The organism is Pseudomonas sp. 22526 (assembly GCF_052044735.1).
Lineage (GTDB): Bacteria > Pseudomonadota > Gammaproteobacteria > Pseudomonadales > Pseudomonadaceae > Aquipseudomonas > Aquipseudomonas piscium.
Genome location: NZ_JBQENK010000009.1, coordinates 210238 through 226023, shown reverse-complemented (window position 1 = coordinate 226023; position 15786 = coordinate 210238). Strand labels below are relative to the sequence as shown.

12 protein-coding genes are annotated in these 15786 nt (G+C 63.6%); 9 read left to right on the top strand and 3 right to left on the bottom strand.

Going from position 1 to position 15786, the window contains the following annotated elements:
• Positions 1-81: 81 nt before the first annotated feature.
• The 6 genes from dadA to ACTJKT_RS16055 all read left to right on the top strand — a co-directional run bounded on the left by dadA (position 82) and on the right by ACTJKT_RS16055 (position 6210).
• A complete protein-coding gene (gene dadA / locus ACTJKT_RS16080; RefSeq protein ID WP_440787753.1) occupies positions 82-1383 on the top strand; it encodes a D-amino acid dehydrogenase in 1302 nt (433 codons plus the stop codon).
• Positions 1355-1708 carry a RidA family protein gene (locus ACTJKT_RS16075; protein ID WP_025807025.1) on the top strand — a complete coding sequence of 118 codons (354 nt, stop codon included), beginning with the start codon at positions 1355-1357 and terminating at the stop codon, positions 1706-1708. The genes dadA and ACTJKT_RS16075 overlap by 29 nt, the downstream gene beginning before the upstream one ends.
• 91 nt (positions 1709-1799) lie before the next feature.
• Positions 1800-2876 carry an alanine racemase gene (gene alr, locus ACTJKT_RS16070; RefSeq protein WP_440787752.1) on the top strand — a complete coding sequence of 359 codons (1077 nt, stop codon included), beginning with the start codon at positions 1800-1802 and terminating at the stop codon, positions 2874-2876.
• A gap of 128 nt (positions 2877-3004) precedes the next feature.
• A complete protein-coding gene (locus tag ACTJKT_RS16065; RefSeq protein WP_007932420.1) occupies positions 3005-3553 on the top strand; it encodes a cupin domain-containing protein in 549 nt (182 codons plus the stop codon).
• A 183-nt stretch (positions 3554-3736) separates the two neighbouring features.
• The gene (locus tag ACTJKT_RS16060; protein WP_009046174.1) at positions 3737-4150 is read left to right on the top strand and encodes a c-type cytochrome; all 414 of its coding nucleotides are present in this window, start codon (positions 3737-3739) and stop codon (positions 4148-4150) included.
• A gap of 134 nt (positions 4151-4284) precedes the next feature.
• Positions 4285-6210, top strand: coding sequence for an acetyl-CoA hydrolase/transferase C-terminal domain-containing protein (locus tag ACTJKT_RS16055; protein WP_440787751.1), 1926 nt, complete (start codon positions 4285-4287; stop codon positions 6208-6210).
• Positions 6211-6313: 103 nt separating this feature from the next.
• Here ACTJKT_RS16055 and ACTJKT_RS16050 read toward each other — a convergent pair whose 3' ends face one another.
• A complete protein-coding gene (locus ACTJKT_RS16050; RefSeq protein WP_025807028.1) occupies positions 6314-6883 on the bottom strand; it encodes a xanthine phosphoribosyltransferase in 570 nt (189 codons plus the stop codon).
• A gap of 87 nt (positions 6884-6970) precedes the next feature.
• On the bottom strand, positions 6971-8980 hold the full coding sequence (rep, locus tag ACTJKT_RS16045) for a DNA helicase Rep (RefSeq protein ID WP_025807029.1): 2010 nt from the start codon (positions 8978-8980) through the stop codon (positions 6971-6973).
• 266 nt (positions 8981-9246) lie between these two features.
• Here rep and ACTJKT_RS16040 point away from each other — a divergent pair, with 266 nt between their 5' ends.
• Positions 9247-10920: a putative bifunctional diguanylate cyclase/phosphodiesterase gene (locus ACTJKT_RS16040; RefSeq protein ID WP_440787750.1), complete on the top strand. Its 1674-nt coding sequence runs from the start codon at positions 9247-9249 to the stop codon at positions 10918-10920.
• A 103-nt stretch (positions 10921-11023) separates the two neighbouring features.
• Here ACTJKT_RS16040 and ACTJKT_RS16035 read toward each other — a convergent pair whose 3' ends face one another.
• A complete protein-coding gene (locus ACTJKT_RS16035; protein ID WP_440787749.1) occupies positions 11024-12433 on the bottom strand; it encodes a NorM family multidrug efflux MATE transporter in 1410 nt (469 codons plus the stop codon).
• A gap of 157 nt (positions 12434-12590) precedes the next feature.
• Here ACTJKT_RS16035 and ACTJKT_RS16030 point away from each other — a divergent pair, with 157 nt between their 5' ends.
• On the top strand, positions 12591-13511 hold the full coding sequence (locus ACTJKT_RS16030; protein ID WP_440787748.1) for a LysR substrate-binding domain-containing protein: 921 nt from the start codon (positions 12591-12593) through the stop codon (positions 13509-13511).
• A 189-nt stretch (positions 13512-13700) separates the two neighbouring features.
• A complete protein-coding gene (locus ACTJKT_RS16025; protein ID WP_440787747.1) occupies positions 13701-15677 on the top strand; it encodes a Cache 3/Cache 2 fusion domain-containing protein in 1977 nt (658 codons plus the stop codon).
• Positions 15678-15786: the final 109 nt, after the last annotated feature.

Below are 15786 nucleotides of genomic sequence, written 5' to 3'. Positions count from 1 at the left end.
ACTGGTCATTGCTTTTTATACTGCGCGCATCTTCGCTCTGAATAACAACGTCAGCGGTTATCCGCGATGAGGGATATGAAAATGCGCGTTCTGGTCTTGGGTAGCGGCGTGATCGGTACCACCAGTGCCTACTATCTGGCCCGTGCCGGTTTCGAAGTGACGGTTGTCGACCGTCAGCCGGCCGTTGCCATGGAAACCAGTTTCGCCAACGCCGGCCAGGTTTCGCCGGGTTATGCCTCGCCCTGGGCCGCGCCGGGCGTGCCGCTCAAGGCCATCAAGTGGCTGCTGCAGCGCCACGCGCCGCTGGCGATCAAGGCCACCGCCGACATCGATCAATACCTGTGGATGGCGCAGATGCTGCGCAACTGCACCGCTGCCCGCTACGCCGTGAACAAGGAGCGCATGGTCCGCCTGTCCGAGTACAGCCGCGATTGCCTCGATGAACTGCGCGCCGAAACCGGCATCGCCTACGAAGGCCGCAGCCTGGGCACCACCCAGCTGTTTCGCACCCAGGCGCAACTGGATGGCGCGGCCAAGGATATCGCCGTGCTCAAGGAGTCCGGCGTGCCTTTCGAGCTGCTGGACCGTGAAGGCATCGCCCGCGTCGAGCCGGCCCTGGCTAGCGTGACCGACATCCTGGCCGGCGCCCTGCGCCTGCCGAACGACCAGACCGGCGACTGCCAGATGTTCACCACGCGCCTGGCGCAAATGTGCACCAAGCTGGGTGTGGAGTTCCGCTTCGACCAGGACATCCAGCGCCTGGACTTCGCCGGCGACCGCGTCAACGGCGTCTGGATCGACGGCAAGCTGGAAACCGCCGACCGCTACGTGCTGGCCCTCGGCAGCTACTCGCCGCAACTGCTCAAGCCGCTGGGCATCAAGGCCCCGGTGTACCCGCTCAAGGGTTACTCGCTGACCGTGCCGATCACCAACCCGGCCATGGCCCCGACTTCGACTATCCTCGACGAAACCTACAAGGTGGCGATCACCCGTTTCGACAACCGTATCCGCGTTGGTGGCATGGCTGAAATCGCCGGTTTTGACCTCTCGCTGAACCCACGCCGGCGCGAAACGCTGGAGATGATCGTCAACGATCTTTATCCTCAGGGCGGTGATCTGGCCCAGGCCAGCTTCTGGACCGGCCTGCGTCCTACCACCCCGGACGGCACGCCGATCGTTGGCGCCACGCCCATGCGCAACCTGTTCTTGAACACGGGTCATGGCACGCTTGGCTGGACCATGGCCTGTGGTTCCGGTCGCCTGCTGGCTGACCTGATGGCGAAGAAAAAGCCGCAGATCAGCGCCGAAGGTCTCGATATTTCTCGTTACGGTAATCCTCAGGAGCCTGCAAAACATGTCAATCCAGCGCCAGCTCACCAATGAGCGCATGAGCCAGATCGTCGTTCACAACGGTACTGTGTATCTGGCCGGGCAAGTCGGCGACGACATGAACGCCGGAATTGAGCAGCAGACCCGTGAAACCCTCGCCAATATCGAGCGTTTGCTGGACCTGGCCGGTACCGACAAGTCGCGCCTGCTGTCGGTGACTATCTACCTGAAAGACATCGATGCGCACTTCGCCGGGATGAACAGCGTATGGGACCAGTGGATGCCAAAAGGCGTCGCGCCAGCCCGCGCAACCGTCGAAGCCAAGCTCTGCGAACCGGAAATCCTGGTCGAGCTGTCCGTCGTGGCCGCTCTGCCTTAAGCAAGATCCCTCTCCCGGCGCTACCGATAGTCAAGGCTGTCGGCCGGCGCCGGTTTTTTCTTCCCACATGACCGCCTAGAAGTCTGCCGCCATGCGTCCTGCCCGTGCCCTGATCGATCTTCAAGCCCTGCGTCACAACTACCAACTGGCCCGCGAAGCGTCGCCGGGCGCCCGTGCGCTCGCGGTGATCAAGGCCGATGCCTATGGCCATGGCGCGGTGCGCTGCGCCCAGGCGCTGGAAGCCGAGGCCGATGGCTTTGCCGTGGCCTGCATCGAAGAGGCCCTGGAGCTGCGGGCGGCGGGGATTCGCGCGCCGATATTGCTGCTCGAAGGTTTTTTCGAGGCCGACGAGCTGGACCTGATCGTCGAGCATGACTTCTGGTGCGTGGTGCATTCGTTGTGGCAGCTGGAGGCCATCGAGCAGGCCTCCGTCGCCAAGCCGCTGACGGTATGGCTCAAGCTGGATTCGGGCATGCACCGCGTCGGCCTGCATCCCAAGGATTACCAGCCGGCCTATCAGCGGCTGCTGGCCAGTGGCAAGGTGGCGAAGATCGTGCTGATGAGCCACTTCGCCCGCGCCGACGAGCTCAGCTGCAGCCGCAGCGACGAGCAGGTCGCGGTGTTCGAGGCGGCGCGCCAGGGCTTGTCCGCCGAGATCAGCCTGCGCAACTCGCCAGCCGTGCTCGGCTGGCCGCACATTCCCAGCGACTGGGTGCGCCCTGGCATCATGCTGTATGGCTCGACCCCGTTCGAAGAGCCGCATCCGCTGGCCGCGCGCCTGCAACCGGTGATGACCCTGGAGTCGAAGGTGATCTGCGTGCGCGAACTGCCGGCCGGCGAGCCGGTGGGGTATGGCGCCAAATTCGTCACGCCGCGGCCGATGCGGATCGGCGTGGTGGCCATGGGATACGCCGACGGCTATCCGCGGCATGCGCCGACCGGTGCGCCGGTGCTGGTGGCGGGGCAGCGTACCCAGCTGCTCGGCCGGGTTTCCATGGACATGCTGTGCATCGACCTGACCGACGTGCCAGAGGCCGGGCTGGGCTCTACCGTCGAGCTGTGGGGCAAGAACATCCTCGCCAGCGAGCTGGCGGCCGCCGCCGATACCATCCCTTACCAGCTGTTCTGCAACCTGCGCCGGGTACCACGCGTCTATTCCGGGGACTGAGCAGCGCGGCGCACTGCCGAAAGTCGCCTTGCCTCCTGGGATTGGGGCCCAAGTGTTGTAAATACTGAACGCTATCGCCATGATAACGCTCAACTAGAACAACGCCTGATCCCTAGGAGGCTGCCGCATTGGACGTCGGTGAACGACTGCAATCCATCCGTAAACTCAAAGGCCTTTCCCAGCGTGAACTCGCCAAGCGCGCGGGCGTCACCAACAGCACCATTTCGATGATCGAGAAGAACAGCGTCAGCCCCTCGATCAGTTCGCTGAGAAAGGTTCTTGGCGGTATTCCCATGTCGATGGTCGAGTTTTTCTCGGAAGAAATCCTCCAGGAAAAACCCACCCAGATCGTCTACAAAGCCAACGAGTTGATCGATATTTCCGATGGCGCGGTGACCATGAAACTGGTGGGCCGGGCGCATCCGAGCCGGGCGATCGCTTTTCTCAACGAGATCTATCCGCCGGGCGCCGATACCGGTGAAGAGATGCTCACCCACGAAGGCGAGGAAACCGGGATTCTCGTGGAAGGGCGCCTGGAACTGGTGGTGGGCCTTGAGACATTCGTGCTCGAAGCCGGTGACAGCTACTATTTCGAAAGCACCAAGCCACACCGTTTCCGTAATCCTTTCGATGCACCCGCGCGACTAATCAGCGCAGCCACGCCCGCGAACTTCTAACAGAAGAGGCGTCCTGCAAGGATTGCAGCGGTGCCCGAAGCAGCATTTCGCCTCTCTCTAATCCCCCTTTGAATCTAGGGTTGTTTCAGAGTGGCGGGCTAACCGCTATACTTGCGCCCGCCCGCGAAACCGTGGCCGTGGGCGTGACTAGCCACCATTGAGGGTGTACGCGTGAACCTAATTATGAAAATGCTGGCTGCACCAGCAACCGTATTGGCCCTCTGGGCTGTCAGCGCTCAAGCTGCGACCAACGACGACATTGCCAAGCGCCTCGAGCCGGTTGGCCAGGTCTGCGTCCAGGGTCAGGAATGCAAGGGCATGGAAGTCGCAGTTGCCGCCGGTGGCGGTGGTGCGAAGACTCCAGACGAAGTGATTGCCAAGCATTGCAATGCTTGCCACGGCTCCGGCCTGCTGGGCGCGCCGAAAATCGGCGACGCCGCTGCCTGGAAAGAGCGCGCGGATCACCAGGGCGGCCTCGACGGCATCCTGGCCAAGGCCATTACCGGTATCAACGCGATGCCGCCTAAAGGCACCTGCGCCGATTGCTCCGATGAAGAGCTCAAGGGCGCTATCCAGAAGATGTCCGGCTTGAAATAAGCCCGTATCTTCCGCAAAAAAGCCGCTTACGAGCGGCTTTTTTCATGCCTGCGATTCGGCCGGGACTGTTCATTGCAGCAAAGACCCGGCAAGCTCGGTCCAACCTCAATTCATGGAAGGTTCTGGAGGATCGGATGGTGCAGTCATCTTCTATCGAGCGAGCGGTCGATGAGGTCCTGGCACGCTTGCCGGCGCATATTCATATGGGCATGCCCCTCGGGCTGGGCAAACCCAACCGCTTCGCCAATGCCCTGTATCGTCGGGTCGCGCAGTTGCCCGAGCGTCAGCTGACCATTTACACCGCCCTGAGCCTGGGCCGCCCGCCATTGGGCGATGGCCTGCAACGGCGCTTCCTCGAACCCTTTATCGAACAGGTCTTCGGCGACTACCCCGAACTGGAGTTCCTCGCCGACCTGCACCGCAACCAGGTGCCGGCCAATATCCATATCGAACAGTTCTTCATGCAGCCCGGCAGCCTGCTCAACAGCGCGACGGCGCAGCAGGATTACGTCTGCAGCAACTACAGTCATGCCGCGCGCGACATCAATGCCGCCGGCCTGAACCTGGTGGCGCAACTGGTGGCCCGGGACCCGCAACAGGCCGACCGTCTGAGCCTGAGTTGCAACCCGGACATCACCCTCGACCTGCTGCCGATGATCGCCGAACGGCGTGCCGCCGGTGAAACCATCCTGCTGCTGGGCCAGGTGCATCGCGACCTGCCCTACATGCCGGGGGACGCCGAGGTCGAGGCCGCCACCTTCGACCTGCTGATCGACGAAGAGGAGGGCAGCACGCTGTTTTCCACGCCGAATATGCCGGTGGGGTTCCAGGATCACTTTATCGGCCTGCACGCCAGCACCCTGGTGCGCGATGGCGGCACCCTGCAGATCGGCATCGGCTCCATGGGCGATGCGCTGACAGCGGCATTGCTGGCGCGCCAGGCGGACAACGATGGCTATCGGGCGCTGCTGGCGGACCTGGAGATCCAGTGCTGGAAGCCGCTGATCGAGCGCGAAGGCGGGGTGGAGCCTTTCGCCAAGGGCCTTTATGGCTGCAGCGAGATGTTCGTCAACGGCCTGCTGGCCCTGGCCGATGCCGGCATCGTGCGGCGCAAGGTCTATCCCTCGGTGGCCCTGCAGCAACAGGCCAACGCCGGGACGCTGGATGAAGCCCAGGCGCTGGGCGGAGTGTCAGTGCATGGCGGCTTTTTCCTCGGGCCGCGCAGCTTCTACCAGCGCCTCAGGGACCTGCCCAAGAGCAAGCTCGGCGAGTTCAACATGACCGCCATCAGTTACATCAACGAGCTGTACGGCCATGAAGAACTCAAGCGCCTGCAGCGCCTGGATGCGCGCTTTATCAACAGCTCGATCATGGTCACCCTGCTGGGGGCCGGGGTGGCGGATCAGCTGGAAGACGGCCGGGTGCTCAGTGGCGTCGGCGGGCAATACAACTTCGTCGCCCAGGGGCATGCGCTGCAAGGCGCGCGCTCGATCCTGATCCTGCGCAGCTGGCGCGAATCCGCGGGCCTGGTCAGCTCCAACATCGTCTGGGAATACGGCCACTGCACCATCCCGCGGCACCTGCGGGACATTGTGGTCACCGAGTACGGCATCGCCGATCTGCGCGGCAAGACCGATGCGAAGGTGATCGAAGCGCTGCTCAATATCAGCGACTCGCGGTTCCAGCCGGGCCTGATCGAACAGGCGCAGAAGGCCGGCAAGCTGCCCAAGGATTTCCGCCTCGATCCACGTTTCACCGACAACCACCCGCAGCGCCTGCTGGCGATCCAGGCACAGCACCGGCATCTGTTCCCGGAATATCCGTTGGGCAGCGACTTCAGTGCAGAGGAGCGGGATTTGCTGCGGGCGCTGAACTGGCTGAAGAGCAAGTTCAAGCTCAGCGAGATTCTCGAACTGGGCAAGGCGGCGCTGGATGCGCCACCGCCCGAAGCCTTCCCGGCGCACCTGGAGCGGATGCGCCTGGTGGCGCCCGATGGCTGGCGCGAGGACGTGTACCAGCGCCTGCTGTTGGCGGCGTTGCGGGAGACGGCGCAGCTATAGGCAGACGCCTGGCGGCGTCATCGCGAGCAAGCTTCGTTCCTACAGGAACACACACTCTCTCTGTAGGAGCGAAGCTTGCTCGCGATAAAGAGGCAAAGCCTCTTTAGATAAAGGTCACCACGCCACCGGCCAGGGACTTGACCCGGGCCAGGGATTCCACGCGATAGCCTTGCGCGTCCAGTTCGGCGCGGCCGCCCTGGAACGACTTCTCGATCACGATGCCCAGGCCGGCCACAGTGGCGCCCGCCTGCTTGATGATCGAGATCAGCGCCTGGGACGCCTTACCGTTGGCCAGGAAGTCATCGATGATCAGCACGCGGTCGCTGCTGGTCAGGTGACGCGGGGAAATCGCCACGGTGCTTTCAGTCTGCTTGGTGAACGAGTAGACGGTCGCCGACAGCAGGTTCTCGGTCAGGGTCAGGGACTGGTGCTTGCGCGCGAAGATCACCGGAACGCCCAGGTTCAGGCCGGTCATGATCGCCGGAGCGATGCCCGAGGCTTCGATGGTGACGATCTTGGTGATGCCCGAATCCTTGAACAGCGTGGCGAATTCGTCGCCGATCAGCTTCATCAAGGCCGGGTCGATCTGGTGGTTCAGAAAGGCGTCGACTTTCAGGACCTGGTCGGAAAGCACGATGCCTTCTTCGCGAATTTTCTTGTGCAGTGCTTCCATGAAGCTTTCCTCTGTTGACGCCTTGGGCGCCTGAGCTCTGATAAAAGGTGTTCGGTTAAAAATGCTTCGGCTAAAAAGTGTTCAATTCTAGCGCTTTAACATCGCCCGTATATCCGCCAACGCATTATTGCCGCGAACGGCTTTGACTTCGGTCGGGGTGTCGTCGTTGCCTTCCCACGCCAGGTCGTCCGGCGGCAATTCGTCGAGGAAGCGGCTGGGGGCGCAGTCGATGACTTCACCGTACTGCTTGCGCTTGGCGGCGAAGGTGAAGGCCAGGGTCTGGCGCGCGCGGGTGATGCCCACGTAGGCCAGGCGGCGTTCTTCCTCGATGGTATCGGCTTCGATACTGGAGCGGTGGGGGAGGATTTCCTCCTCCATGCCCATGATGAACACATAAGGGAATTCCAGGCCCTTGGACGCATGCAGGGTCATCATCTGCACGCCCTCGGCGCCGTCTTCCTCTTCCTGCTGACGCTCCAGCATGTCGCGCAACACCAGCTTGCCGATGGCGTCTTCGACGGTCATTTCGCCGTCTTCGTCTTTTTCCAGGGTGTTCTTCAGCGCCTCGATCAGGAACCACACGTTACCCATGCGGTAGTCGGCGGCCTTGTCGCTGGAACTGTTGGTGCGCAGCCAGTTCTCGTAGTCGATGTCCATGACCATGCTACGCAGCGCAGAGATCGGGTCTTCGCCGGCGCACTGCTCGCGCACCTTGTCCATGAAGCGCTTGAAGCGCGCCAGGCGGTCGGTGAAGCGGCTGTCCAGGTGCTCGCCCAGGCCGATTTCGTCGGTGGCGGCGTACATCGAGATCTTGCGTTCGGTGGCGTAGTTGCCGAGCTTTTCCAGGGTGGTGGAGCCGATTTCCCGGCGCGGCACGTTGATCACCCGCAGGAAGGCGTTGTCGTCGTCCGGGTTCACGATCAGGCGGAAGTAGGCCATCAGGTCCTTCACTTCCTGGCGCCCGAAGAAGCTGTTGCCGCCGGACAGGCGATAGGGAATCTGGTGATGCTGCAGCTTCAACTCGATCAGCTTGGCCTGGTAGTTGCCGCGATAGAGGATCGCGAAATCGCTGTAGGGCCGGTCGGTGCGCAGGTGCAGGCTGAGGATTTCCATGGCCACCCGCTCGGCCTCGGCGTCCTCGTTGCGGCAGCGGATCACGCGGATCTCGTCGCCGTGGCCCATCTCGCTCCACAGCTGTTTCTCGAACTCGTGGGGGTTGTTGGAGATCAGCACGTTGGCGCAGCGCAGGATGCGGCTGGTGGAGCGGTAGTTCTGCTCGAGCATCACCACCTTCAAGGACGGGTAGTCCTCCTTGAGCAGCATCAGGTTTTCCGGACGGGCGCCGCGCCAGGCGTAGATCGACTGGTCGTCGTCGCCCACCACGGTGAACTGGTTGCGCTTGCCGATAAGCATTTTCACCAGCAGGTACTGGCTGGCGTTGGTGTCCTGGTATTCGTCCACCAGCAGGTAGCGCACCTTGTTCTGCCACTTCTCCAGGATGTCGGCGTGCTCTTCGAACAGCTTCACCGGCAGCAGGATCAGGTCGTCGAAGTCCACCGCGTTGAACGCCTTGAGCGTGCGCTGGTAGTGGGTGTAGACGATGGCCGCGGTCTGTTCCTTGGGATTGCGCGAGTTTTCCAGGGCCTGGGCCGGCAGGATCAGGTCGTTCTTCCAGGCGCCGATCATGTTCTTGATCTCGTCGACGCCGTCGTCGCCCGAGTATTCCTTTTGCATGATGTCGGTCATCAGGGCCTTGACGTCGGTCTCGTCGAAGATCGAGAAGCCCGGCTTGTAGCCCAGCCGCACATGCTCCTTGCGGATGATGTTCAGCCCCAGGTTGTGGAAGGTCGACACGGTCAGGCCGCGGCCCTCGCCACTGCGCAGCAGGGTGCCGACCCGTTCCTTCATCTCCCGCGCGGCCTTGTTGGTGAAGGTCATGGCGACGATGTACTGCGCGCGAATGCCGCAGTTCTGGATCAGGTGGGCGATCTTGCGCGTAATTACACTGGTCTTGCCGGAGCCAGCACCGGCGAGCACCAAAAGAGGGCCGCCGACGTAGTTCACGGCTTCTTGCTGCCGGGGATTGAGTCGGGACATGACGAAAAAAGGGGTCTGTAACGAAATGGGCGGGCATTTTAACAGGATGAACGGATTCTGCTGCTCTCTCCGACTTGTGACGCAGCACGCTATCTAAATTTGCCGGTTTTGATACTTTCCCTCAGGATGCGCGCTGAATATGCGTCTAATGTTCGAGTTAGAGCGGTACAAGAAATTGCGTTTGATAATCAATATCATTTGTCATTGTTTATCTACGCGTCATAATGCCCGCCGCCAACTTCTATTACAGAGTCTAGGGAGCTAGCTTGTCTAAGCCTGTCGAACCCTTGCGCTTGCTGCTGCTGGCCGAAGAGCCGGCGTGGGCAGCGTTGTTGCGCGAGTGTCTCGCTCCGTTGGGAGACTCGGTGGTGCTGATCAGTGCGCCGACCTGGGAATCTGTCAGCCGTCTGTTCGACGAAGATCGTTCTGCGATTCTGTTAACCGTTCCCCAACTGCAACCGGCTCCCGGTCGTTGCAGCCTGCCCACGGTATTGCTGCTGGAGCAGGAGCCGCTGAACACGCCAGCCGGCGCCAGCGACTGGCTGGTGAATAAAAATCTCAGCGCCGATACAGTGCGCCGTTGCCTGCGCCATGTGCGTGAGCGCGGGGTGCTGGAAAGCACCCTGTTGCGCCTGGCCGAGCAGGACCCGCTGACCGGCATCGCCAACCGCCAGGGTTTCCAGACCCTGCTGGCAGCGCGCCTGGCGGAAAACGAAGGGCGCGGGCTGGCGCTGGGGCACCTGGACCTGGACAACTTCCGGCATGCCAACGATGCGCTGGGCCACCAGGCCGGCGACCGGTTGATCCTGCAAGTGGTCTCGCGGCTCAAGAGCCAGCTTGAGGCCGGGGACCAGCTGGCGCGCCTGGGCAGCGACGAGTTCGCCCTGCTGATCGATACCCGCCGGGCGCCGCAACGCGCCGAGTGGATGGCCGAACGCATCGCCGAAGTCATGGCCGAGCCGTACTGGATCGACGGCGAAAGCCTGCTGATCGGCTGCAGCCTGGGCATCGCCCATGCCAAGGCGAATGCCGGCGCCGACCCGCTGATGTGGCACGCGCACATCGCCATGCAGCAGGCCAAAAGTACCCAGGGCTGTACCTTTCATATCTTCAACGAACGCATCAACCGCAATGCCCGCAGCCTCGCCGACCTGGAAAGCGAACTGCGCCGGGCCTTGCGCCGCGACGAGCTGGAGTTGCACTACCAGCCACGCCTGAACCTGCATGACGGGCAGATCGTCGGCCTCGAAGCCCTGGTGCGCTGGCGCCATGGCGAGCGCGGGCTGTTGCCGCCGAGCGAGTTCGTGCCGCTGGCCGAGCAGAGCGGCCTGATCGTGCCGCTGGGCTACTGGGTGATTTCCCGGGCGCTGCGCGACATGCAGGCCTTGCGCGAACGCGGCCTGGCGCCGCTGCACATGGCGGTCAACCTGTCGTTCCGCCAGTTCCAGGACAGCCAGCTGCTGTCGACCCTCAGCCGGCTGATTGCCGAGCGCGGTGTCGAGGCTCAATGGTTGGAATTCGAGCTGACCGAAACCGCGGTGATGCGCCGCAGCGACCTGGTCAAGCAGACCATGGACGCGCTGGGGCGGCTGGGGGTGCGGTTTTCCCTGGACGACTTCGGCACCGGGTTCTCGTCTTTCGTGCACCTCAACAGCCTGCCGATTGCCCTGCTCAAGATCGACAAGAGCTTTGTCGGTGGCATGGAGCAGCGCGAAGAGAACCGCAAGCTGGTGCACGCCATGATCAACCTGGCCCACAACCTCCATCTCGAGGTGGTGGCCGAGGGCGTGGAAACCCCCGAGCAACTGGCGCTGCTGCGCAGCTTCGGTTGCGATCAGGCGCAGGGCTACCTGATCAGCAAGCCGCTGCCGCTGGCGGAACTGGTGGAATACCTGACGTTTGGCAGAAGCCAGCAGATCCTGGTCGGCGAGGTCATCTGACGCCCCTTTCCCTGTAGGAGCGAGCTTGCTCGCGATAGCGGACATACATTCAACGCCGATGTTGACTGTGAGTCCGCTACCGCGAGCAATCGAGCTCCTGCAGCTACAGGGAGTCCCGGACCGCCTGGAAGTTATCCCGCAGGTCGGGCTCCGCACCTTCCCGACGAATCATCCGCCGCATCTTCCATTCGAAGGCCAGGGTCAGGCTGATGGCGGCGCACGCCAGCCCCGATGCCAGGCCCCACCACACACCGGTCGCGCCCCAGCCCAGGGTGAAGGCCATCAGCCAGGCTGTCGGTGCACCAATCAGCCAATAGCAGCCCAGGCCGACGAGGAAGGTGGTCTTGGCGTCCTTGAGCCCGCGAATTGCGCCCATGGCGATGGTTTGCGTGCCATCGAACAGCTCGAACCAGGCCGCGACCGCCAGCAGGCTGACCGCCAGGTTGATCACATCGCGAAAGGCCGGGTCGTTGTGGTCGAGGAACAGCCCGATCAACTGGTTCGGCAGCAGCCAGAACACCATGGCGAAGCCCAGCATGGCTGCGCCGCCAAAGGCGATCCCGACCCGGCCGGCCATGCGCGCGTGCAGCAGCTGCCCGGCGCCGTAGTGCTGGCCGATGCGCATGGTGATCGCGTAGGAGATCCCGGCCGGCACCATGAAGGCCACGGAGACGATCTGCAGGGCGATCTGGTGCGCCGCCAGCTGGGTGCTGCCCATGGTGCCCATGCACAGCGCGGCGAAGGCGAACAGCCCGACTTCCACCGCGTAGGTGCCGCCGATGGGCAGGCCCAGGCGCCAGAGTTCCCGCAGGTAGTGGCGATTGGGCCGCGCCAGGCCCTGGCGCAGCGGGTAGGCGGCATAGGCCGGGTGGCGCTTGATGTGCCAGGCCAGCGCCAGGGCCATGCAGTTGGCGACGATCGCGGTAACCAGGCCGATCCCCACCAGCCCCAGTTTCGGCAGGCCGAACATGCCGGTGATCAAGGCGTAATTGAGCAGGAAGTTGGCCAGGGTGCCGGCCAGGCTGATGACCATCACCGGCGTGGCGCGGCCGATGGCGCTGGTGAAGCCGCGCAGGGCCATGAAGCTCAGGTAGCCGGGCAGGGCGAATGGCAGGATCAGCAGGAACTGGCCGGCGGACTGCACGTTGGTTTCGGTCTGGCCGAACAGCAGCAACACTGGCTTGAGGTTCCACAGCAGCAGGCCGGCGACCAGCGCCATCAGCCACGCCAGCCAGAGCCCGGCCTGGGTCAGGCGGGTGGCGCCTTCGATGTCGCCGGCGCCCTGGCGAATCGCGACCAGGGTGCCGACCGCCGCGATCACGCCGATGCAGAAAATCGACACGAACGAATAGGTGGCCGCGCCGAGACCGCCGCCGGCCAGGGCTTCCGGGCTGAGGCGGGCCATCATCAGGGTGTCGGTCAGCACCATCAGCATGTGCGCCAACTGTGAGGCGATCAGCGGCCCGGCCAGCCGCAGGATGGCCCAGAGTTCGGTGCGTGCTGGATGCTGCATGGTCATCGGTCTCGATACGGGGGAGGGAGTCAGGAGGGTTGATTCTCGGCGCTCGCGGCGAGTTGCACAAAGAGATAAAAACGATTGGTAGCATGATTAAAACTCATGCTTTACGGATTCTGGTAACTTGGCGCCATTGCGCCTGTGGAGTGCTGCCATGCCCCGTCGTCTTCCGCCCCTGTATGCCCTGCGCGCCTTTGAGGCTGCAGCACGACACAGCTCGTTCACCCGCGCGGCCGAGGAACTGTCGATCACCCAGAGCGCGGTCAGCCGGCATATCCGCACCCTGGAAGACCACTTCGCCTGTCGGCTGTTCCAGCGCAGCGGGCGCAACCTGCAACTGACCGAAGCCGCGCGCCTGCTGCTGCCAGGCATTCGCGAAGGCTTCACCGCCCTCGAGCGCGCCTGCAATACCCTACGCGCGGAAGACGACATCCTGCGCATGAAGGCGCCCTCGACTCTGACCATGCGCTGGTTGCTGGCGCGCCTGAGCCGCTTCCGTCATCTACAGCCGGGCAACGAGGTGCAACTGACCAGCGCCTGGATGGACGTCGATTCGGTGGACTTCAACCAGGAGCCCTTCGACTGCGCGGTGCTGCTGAGCAATGGCCACTTTCCGCCGGACTGGGAGGCCAGTTTCCTGTTTCCGGAATTGCTGATCCCGGTGGGCGCGCCGAACCTGCTCAACGACCAGCCGTGGGATGTGGCGCGACTGGCCGCTACCGAACTGCTGCACCCGACCCCGGATCGCCGCGACTGGCGCAACTGGCTGGAGCGCATGGGCCTGTCCGAGCAGGTATCGCTCAAGGGCGGGCAGGTGTTCGACACCCTGGAACTGGGCATGATCGCCGCGGCCCGGGGCTACGGGGTTTCCATGGGCGATCTGCTGATGGTGGCCGAGGATGTGGCCCAGGGACGCCTGAGCCTGCCCTGGCCGACGGCGGTGGCCAGTGGCGAGAATTACTACCTGGTCTGGCCCAAGACCCGGCCTGGAGGCGAACGTTTGCGCCGCCTCAGCGATTTTCTCCAGAACGAGGTCCGGGCCATGCAATTGCCCGCCGTGGAGCGTCTCGGCTGAAACGATGAAAACCCCGTGACAAGGGGCTCGCGCAATACCTGTCCGATGCGCTCAAGTATTGATCGGCGCCGCCGAATCCTTGGAAGTGGAACCTTCGTTCTGATCGGTTCCGACATCTCATTCTTATTAGAACCATTGCCGAGCGTGTGACGAGATCAGGACGATCCGGTCTCTCGGCCAGGAGCTGTCATGCCTCAACCTCGTGCCCGGATCGCCTCGCAGCTTGGTCTCGCACTCGCCGTGGTACTGGCGATTGTGATCAGCGGCAGTACTGTCTTCGCCCTGCGCTCGCTGGACGCCGCCAACCTCGCCACCCGGGAAGAACACCTGGCCAGTGAGGCACGGCTGCTGGCCGACCAGCTCAATACCTTCCACAGCACCCTGCGTGAAAGCACCCAACGCCTGAGCGGGCTGTTCGAAAAGCGTTTCAGCGGCGGCCTGAGCCTGCACCCGGACCAGCCGGTGACCGTGGCCGGTACCCAGACCCCGGGCCTGCACCTGGGGGACGTGGTGCTGAACAACAACTTCGAGGAAGTCGACGAGTTCAAGCAGATGACCGCCGGCGTGGCGACGGTGTTCGTGCGCAGCGGCGACGACTTCGTCCGCGTCAGCACTTCGCTGAGCAAGCAGGATGGCAGCCGCGCCATCGGCACCCTGCTGGACCACGCGCACCCGGCCTACCAGAAACTCATGGCAGGGCAGAGCTATGTCGGCCGCGCGCTGCTCTTCGAACGCCTGTACATGACCCAGTACACGCCGGTGCGGGACAGCGCCGGCAAGGTGATTGCGGTGCTGTTCGTCGGCTTCGACTACACCGACGCGCAGAACGCCCAGTTCGACAACCTCAAGCGCTTCCGCATCGGCCAGACCGGCTCCCTGGCGTTGCTCGACGAGCAGCATAAATGGCTGGTCCCGCCGGCTGGCGTGCAGGCCCTGGAGCAGTCGGCAACGACCATCGTCGAGCTGGCCAAGCAGCCGGGCAAGGGCCGCTTCTGGAGCGACCAGAGCGAGGACTTCTACAGCGTCGCCGTGCCCTTCGAAGGCGGGCCCTGGTCGGTGGTGGCGAGCATGCCGAAGGCCGAGATCCGTGCGGTGACCTGGAGCGTCGGTACGCGCCTGGTCATCGGCAGCCTGTTGGCGATGCTGCTGGCGGTGGGCGCCACGGTCTGGCTGCTGCGCAGCAAGCTTGCGCCCCTGGGCGACCTGGTGCGCCAGGCCGACGCCTTGGGCAAAGGCGATCTGAGCGCGCGCCTGAATGTCTCCAGCCAGGATGAAATCGGCCAGCTGGCGAGCAGCTTCAACCAGATGGGCCAGGCCCTGTCGACCATGGTCGAGCACATCCGCAAGGCCGCCGAGGAGGTCAATGGCCGGGCCCAGGCGCTGTCCGGGCTGTCGGGCGGGGCGTATGAGGGCATGGAACAGCAGTCGGGCGAGATCAGCAGCATGGCCGGGGCGGTGGAGGAGTTCAGCGCCACTTCGCTGAACATCGCCGACAACATGGGCAACACAGAACGCTTGGCCCAGGAAAATGCCCAGCAGACCCGGATCGGCCGTACCTCGATGGAAGAGGCCTCGGCCTCGCTGGAGCAGATCGCCGGCGCCTTGAACAGCACCGCCACCGTGATCAACACCCTGGGCCAGCGTTCCGAGGAGATCGGCGGCATCGTCGGGGTGATCACCGCGATTGCCGACCAGACCAACCTGCTGGCGCTCAACGCCGCCATCGAAGCCGCGCGGGCCGGCGAACAAGGCCGCGGTTTTGCCGTGGTCGCCGATGAAGTGCGCAACCTGGCCTCGCGGACCCGCGAAGCCACCGACGAAATCTCGGTAATGATCAACAGCATCCAGCAGGAAACCGGCAACGCCATCGCCACCATGGAGCAGGGCAATGTGTTGATGCAGGAAGGCCTGTCGCGCAACGCCAATGTCGCCTCGGCCCTGGCCCGCATCGACGAGCAGAGCCGTTCGGCTGGCCAGCAGTTCGCCGCGATCACCACCGCGACCCAGGAGCAGAGCAGCACCGCGACCCTGCTCAGCAGCAACCTGCAGAGCATTGCCCTGGCCAACAGCGAACAGCGCGAAGTGGTGTCGAACCTGGCGATCACCGCCAAGGAACTGGAGAAGCTGGCGGCAGACTTGCGCCAGGAGGTCGACCGGTTCCGTTGATACCGGTTGCGTGCTCCGATCTTGTGGCCGCTGGGCACCGGCGGGGAGGCTGATTGCAAATGCGCGGGGCTGGGCTAAACCATAGGGGCGATTTCCCTACAGGATGCCT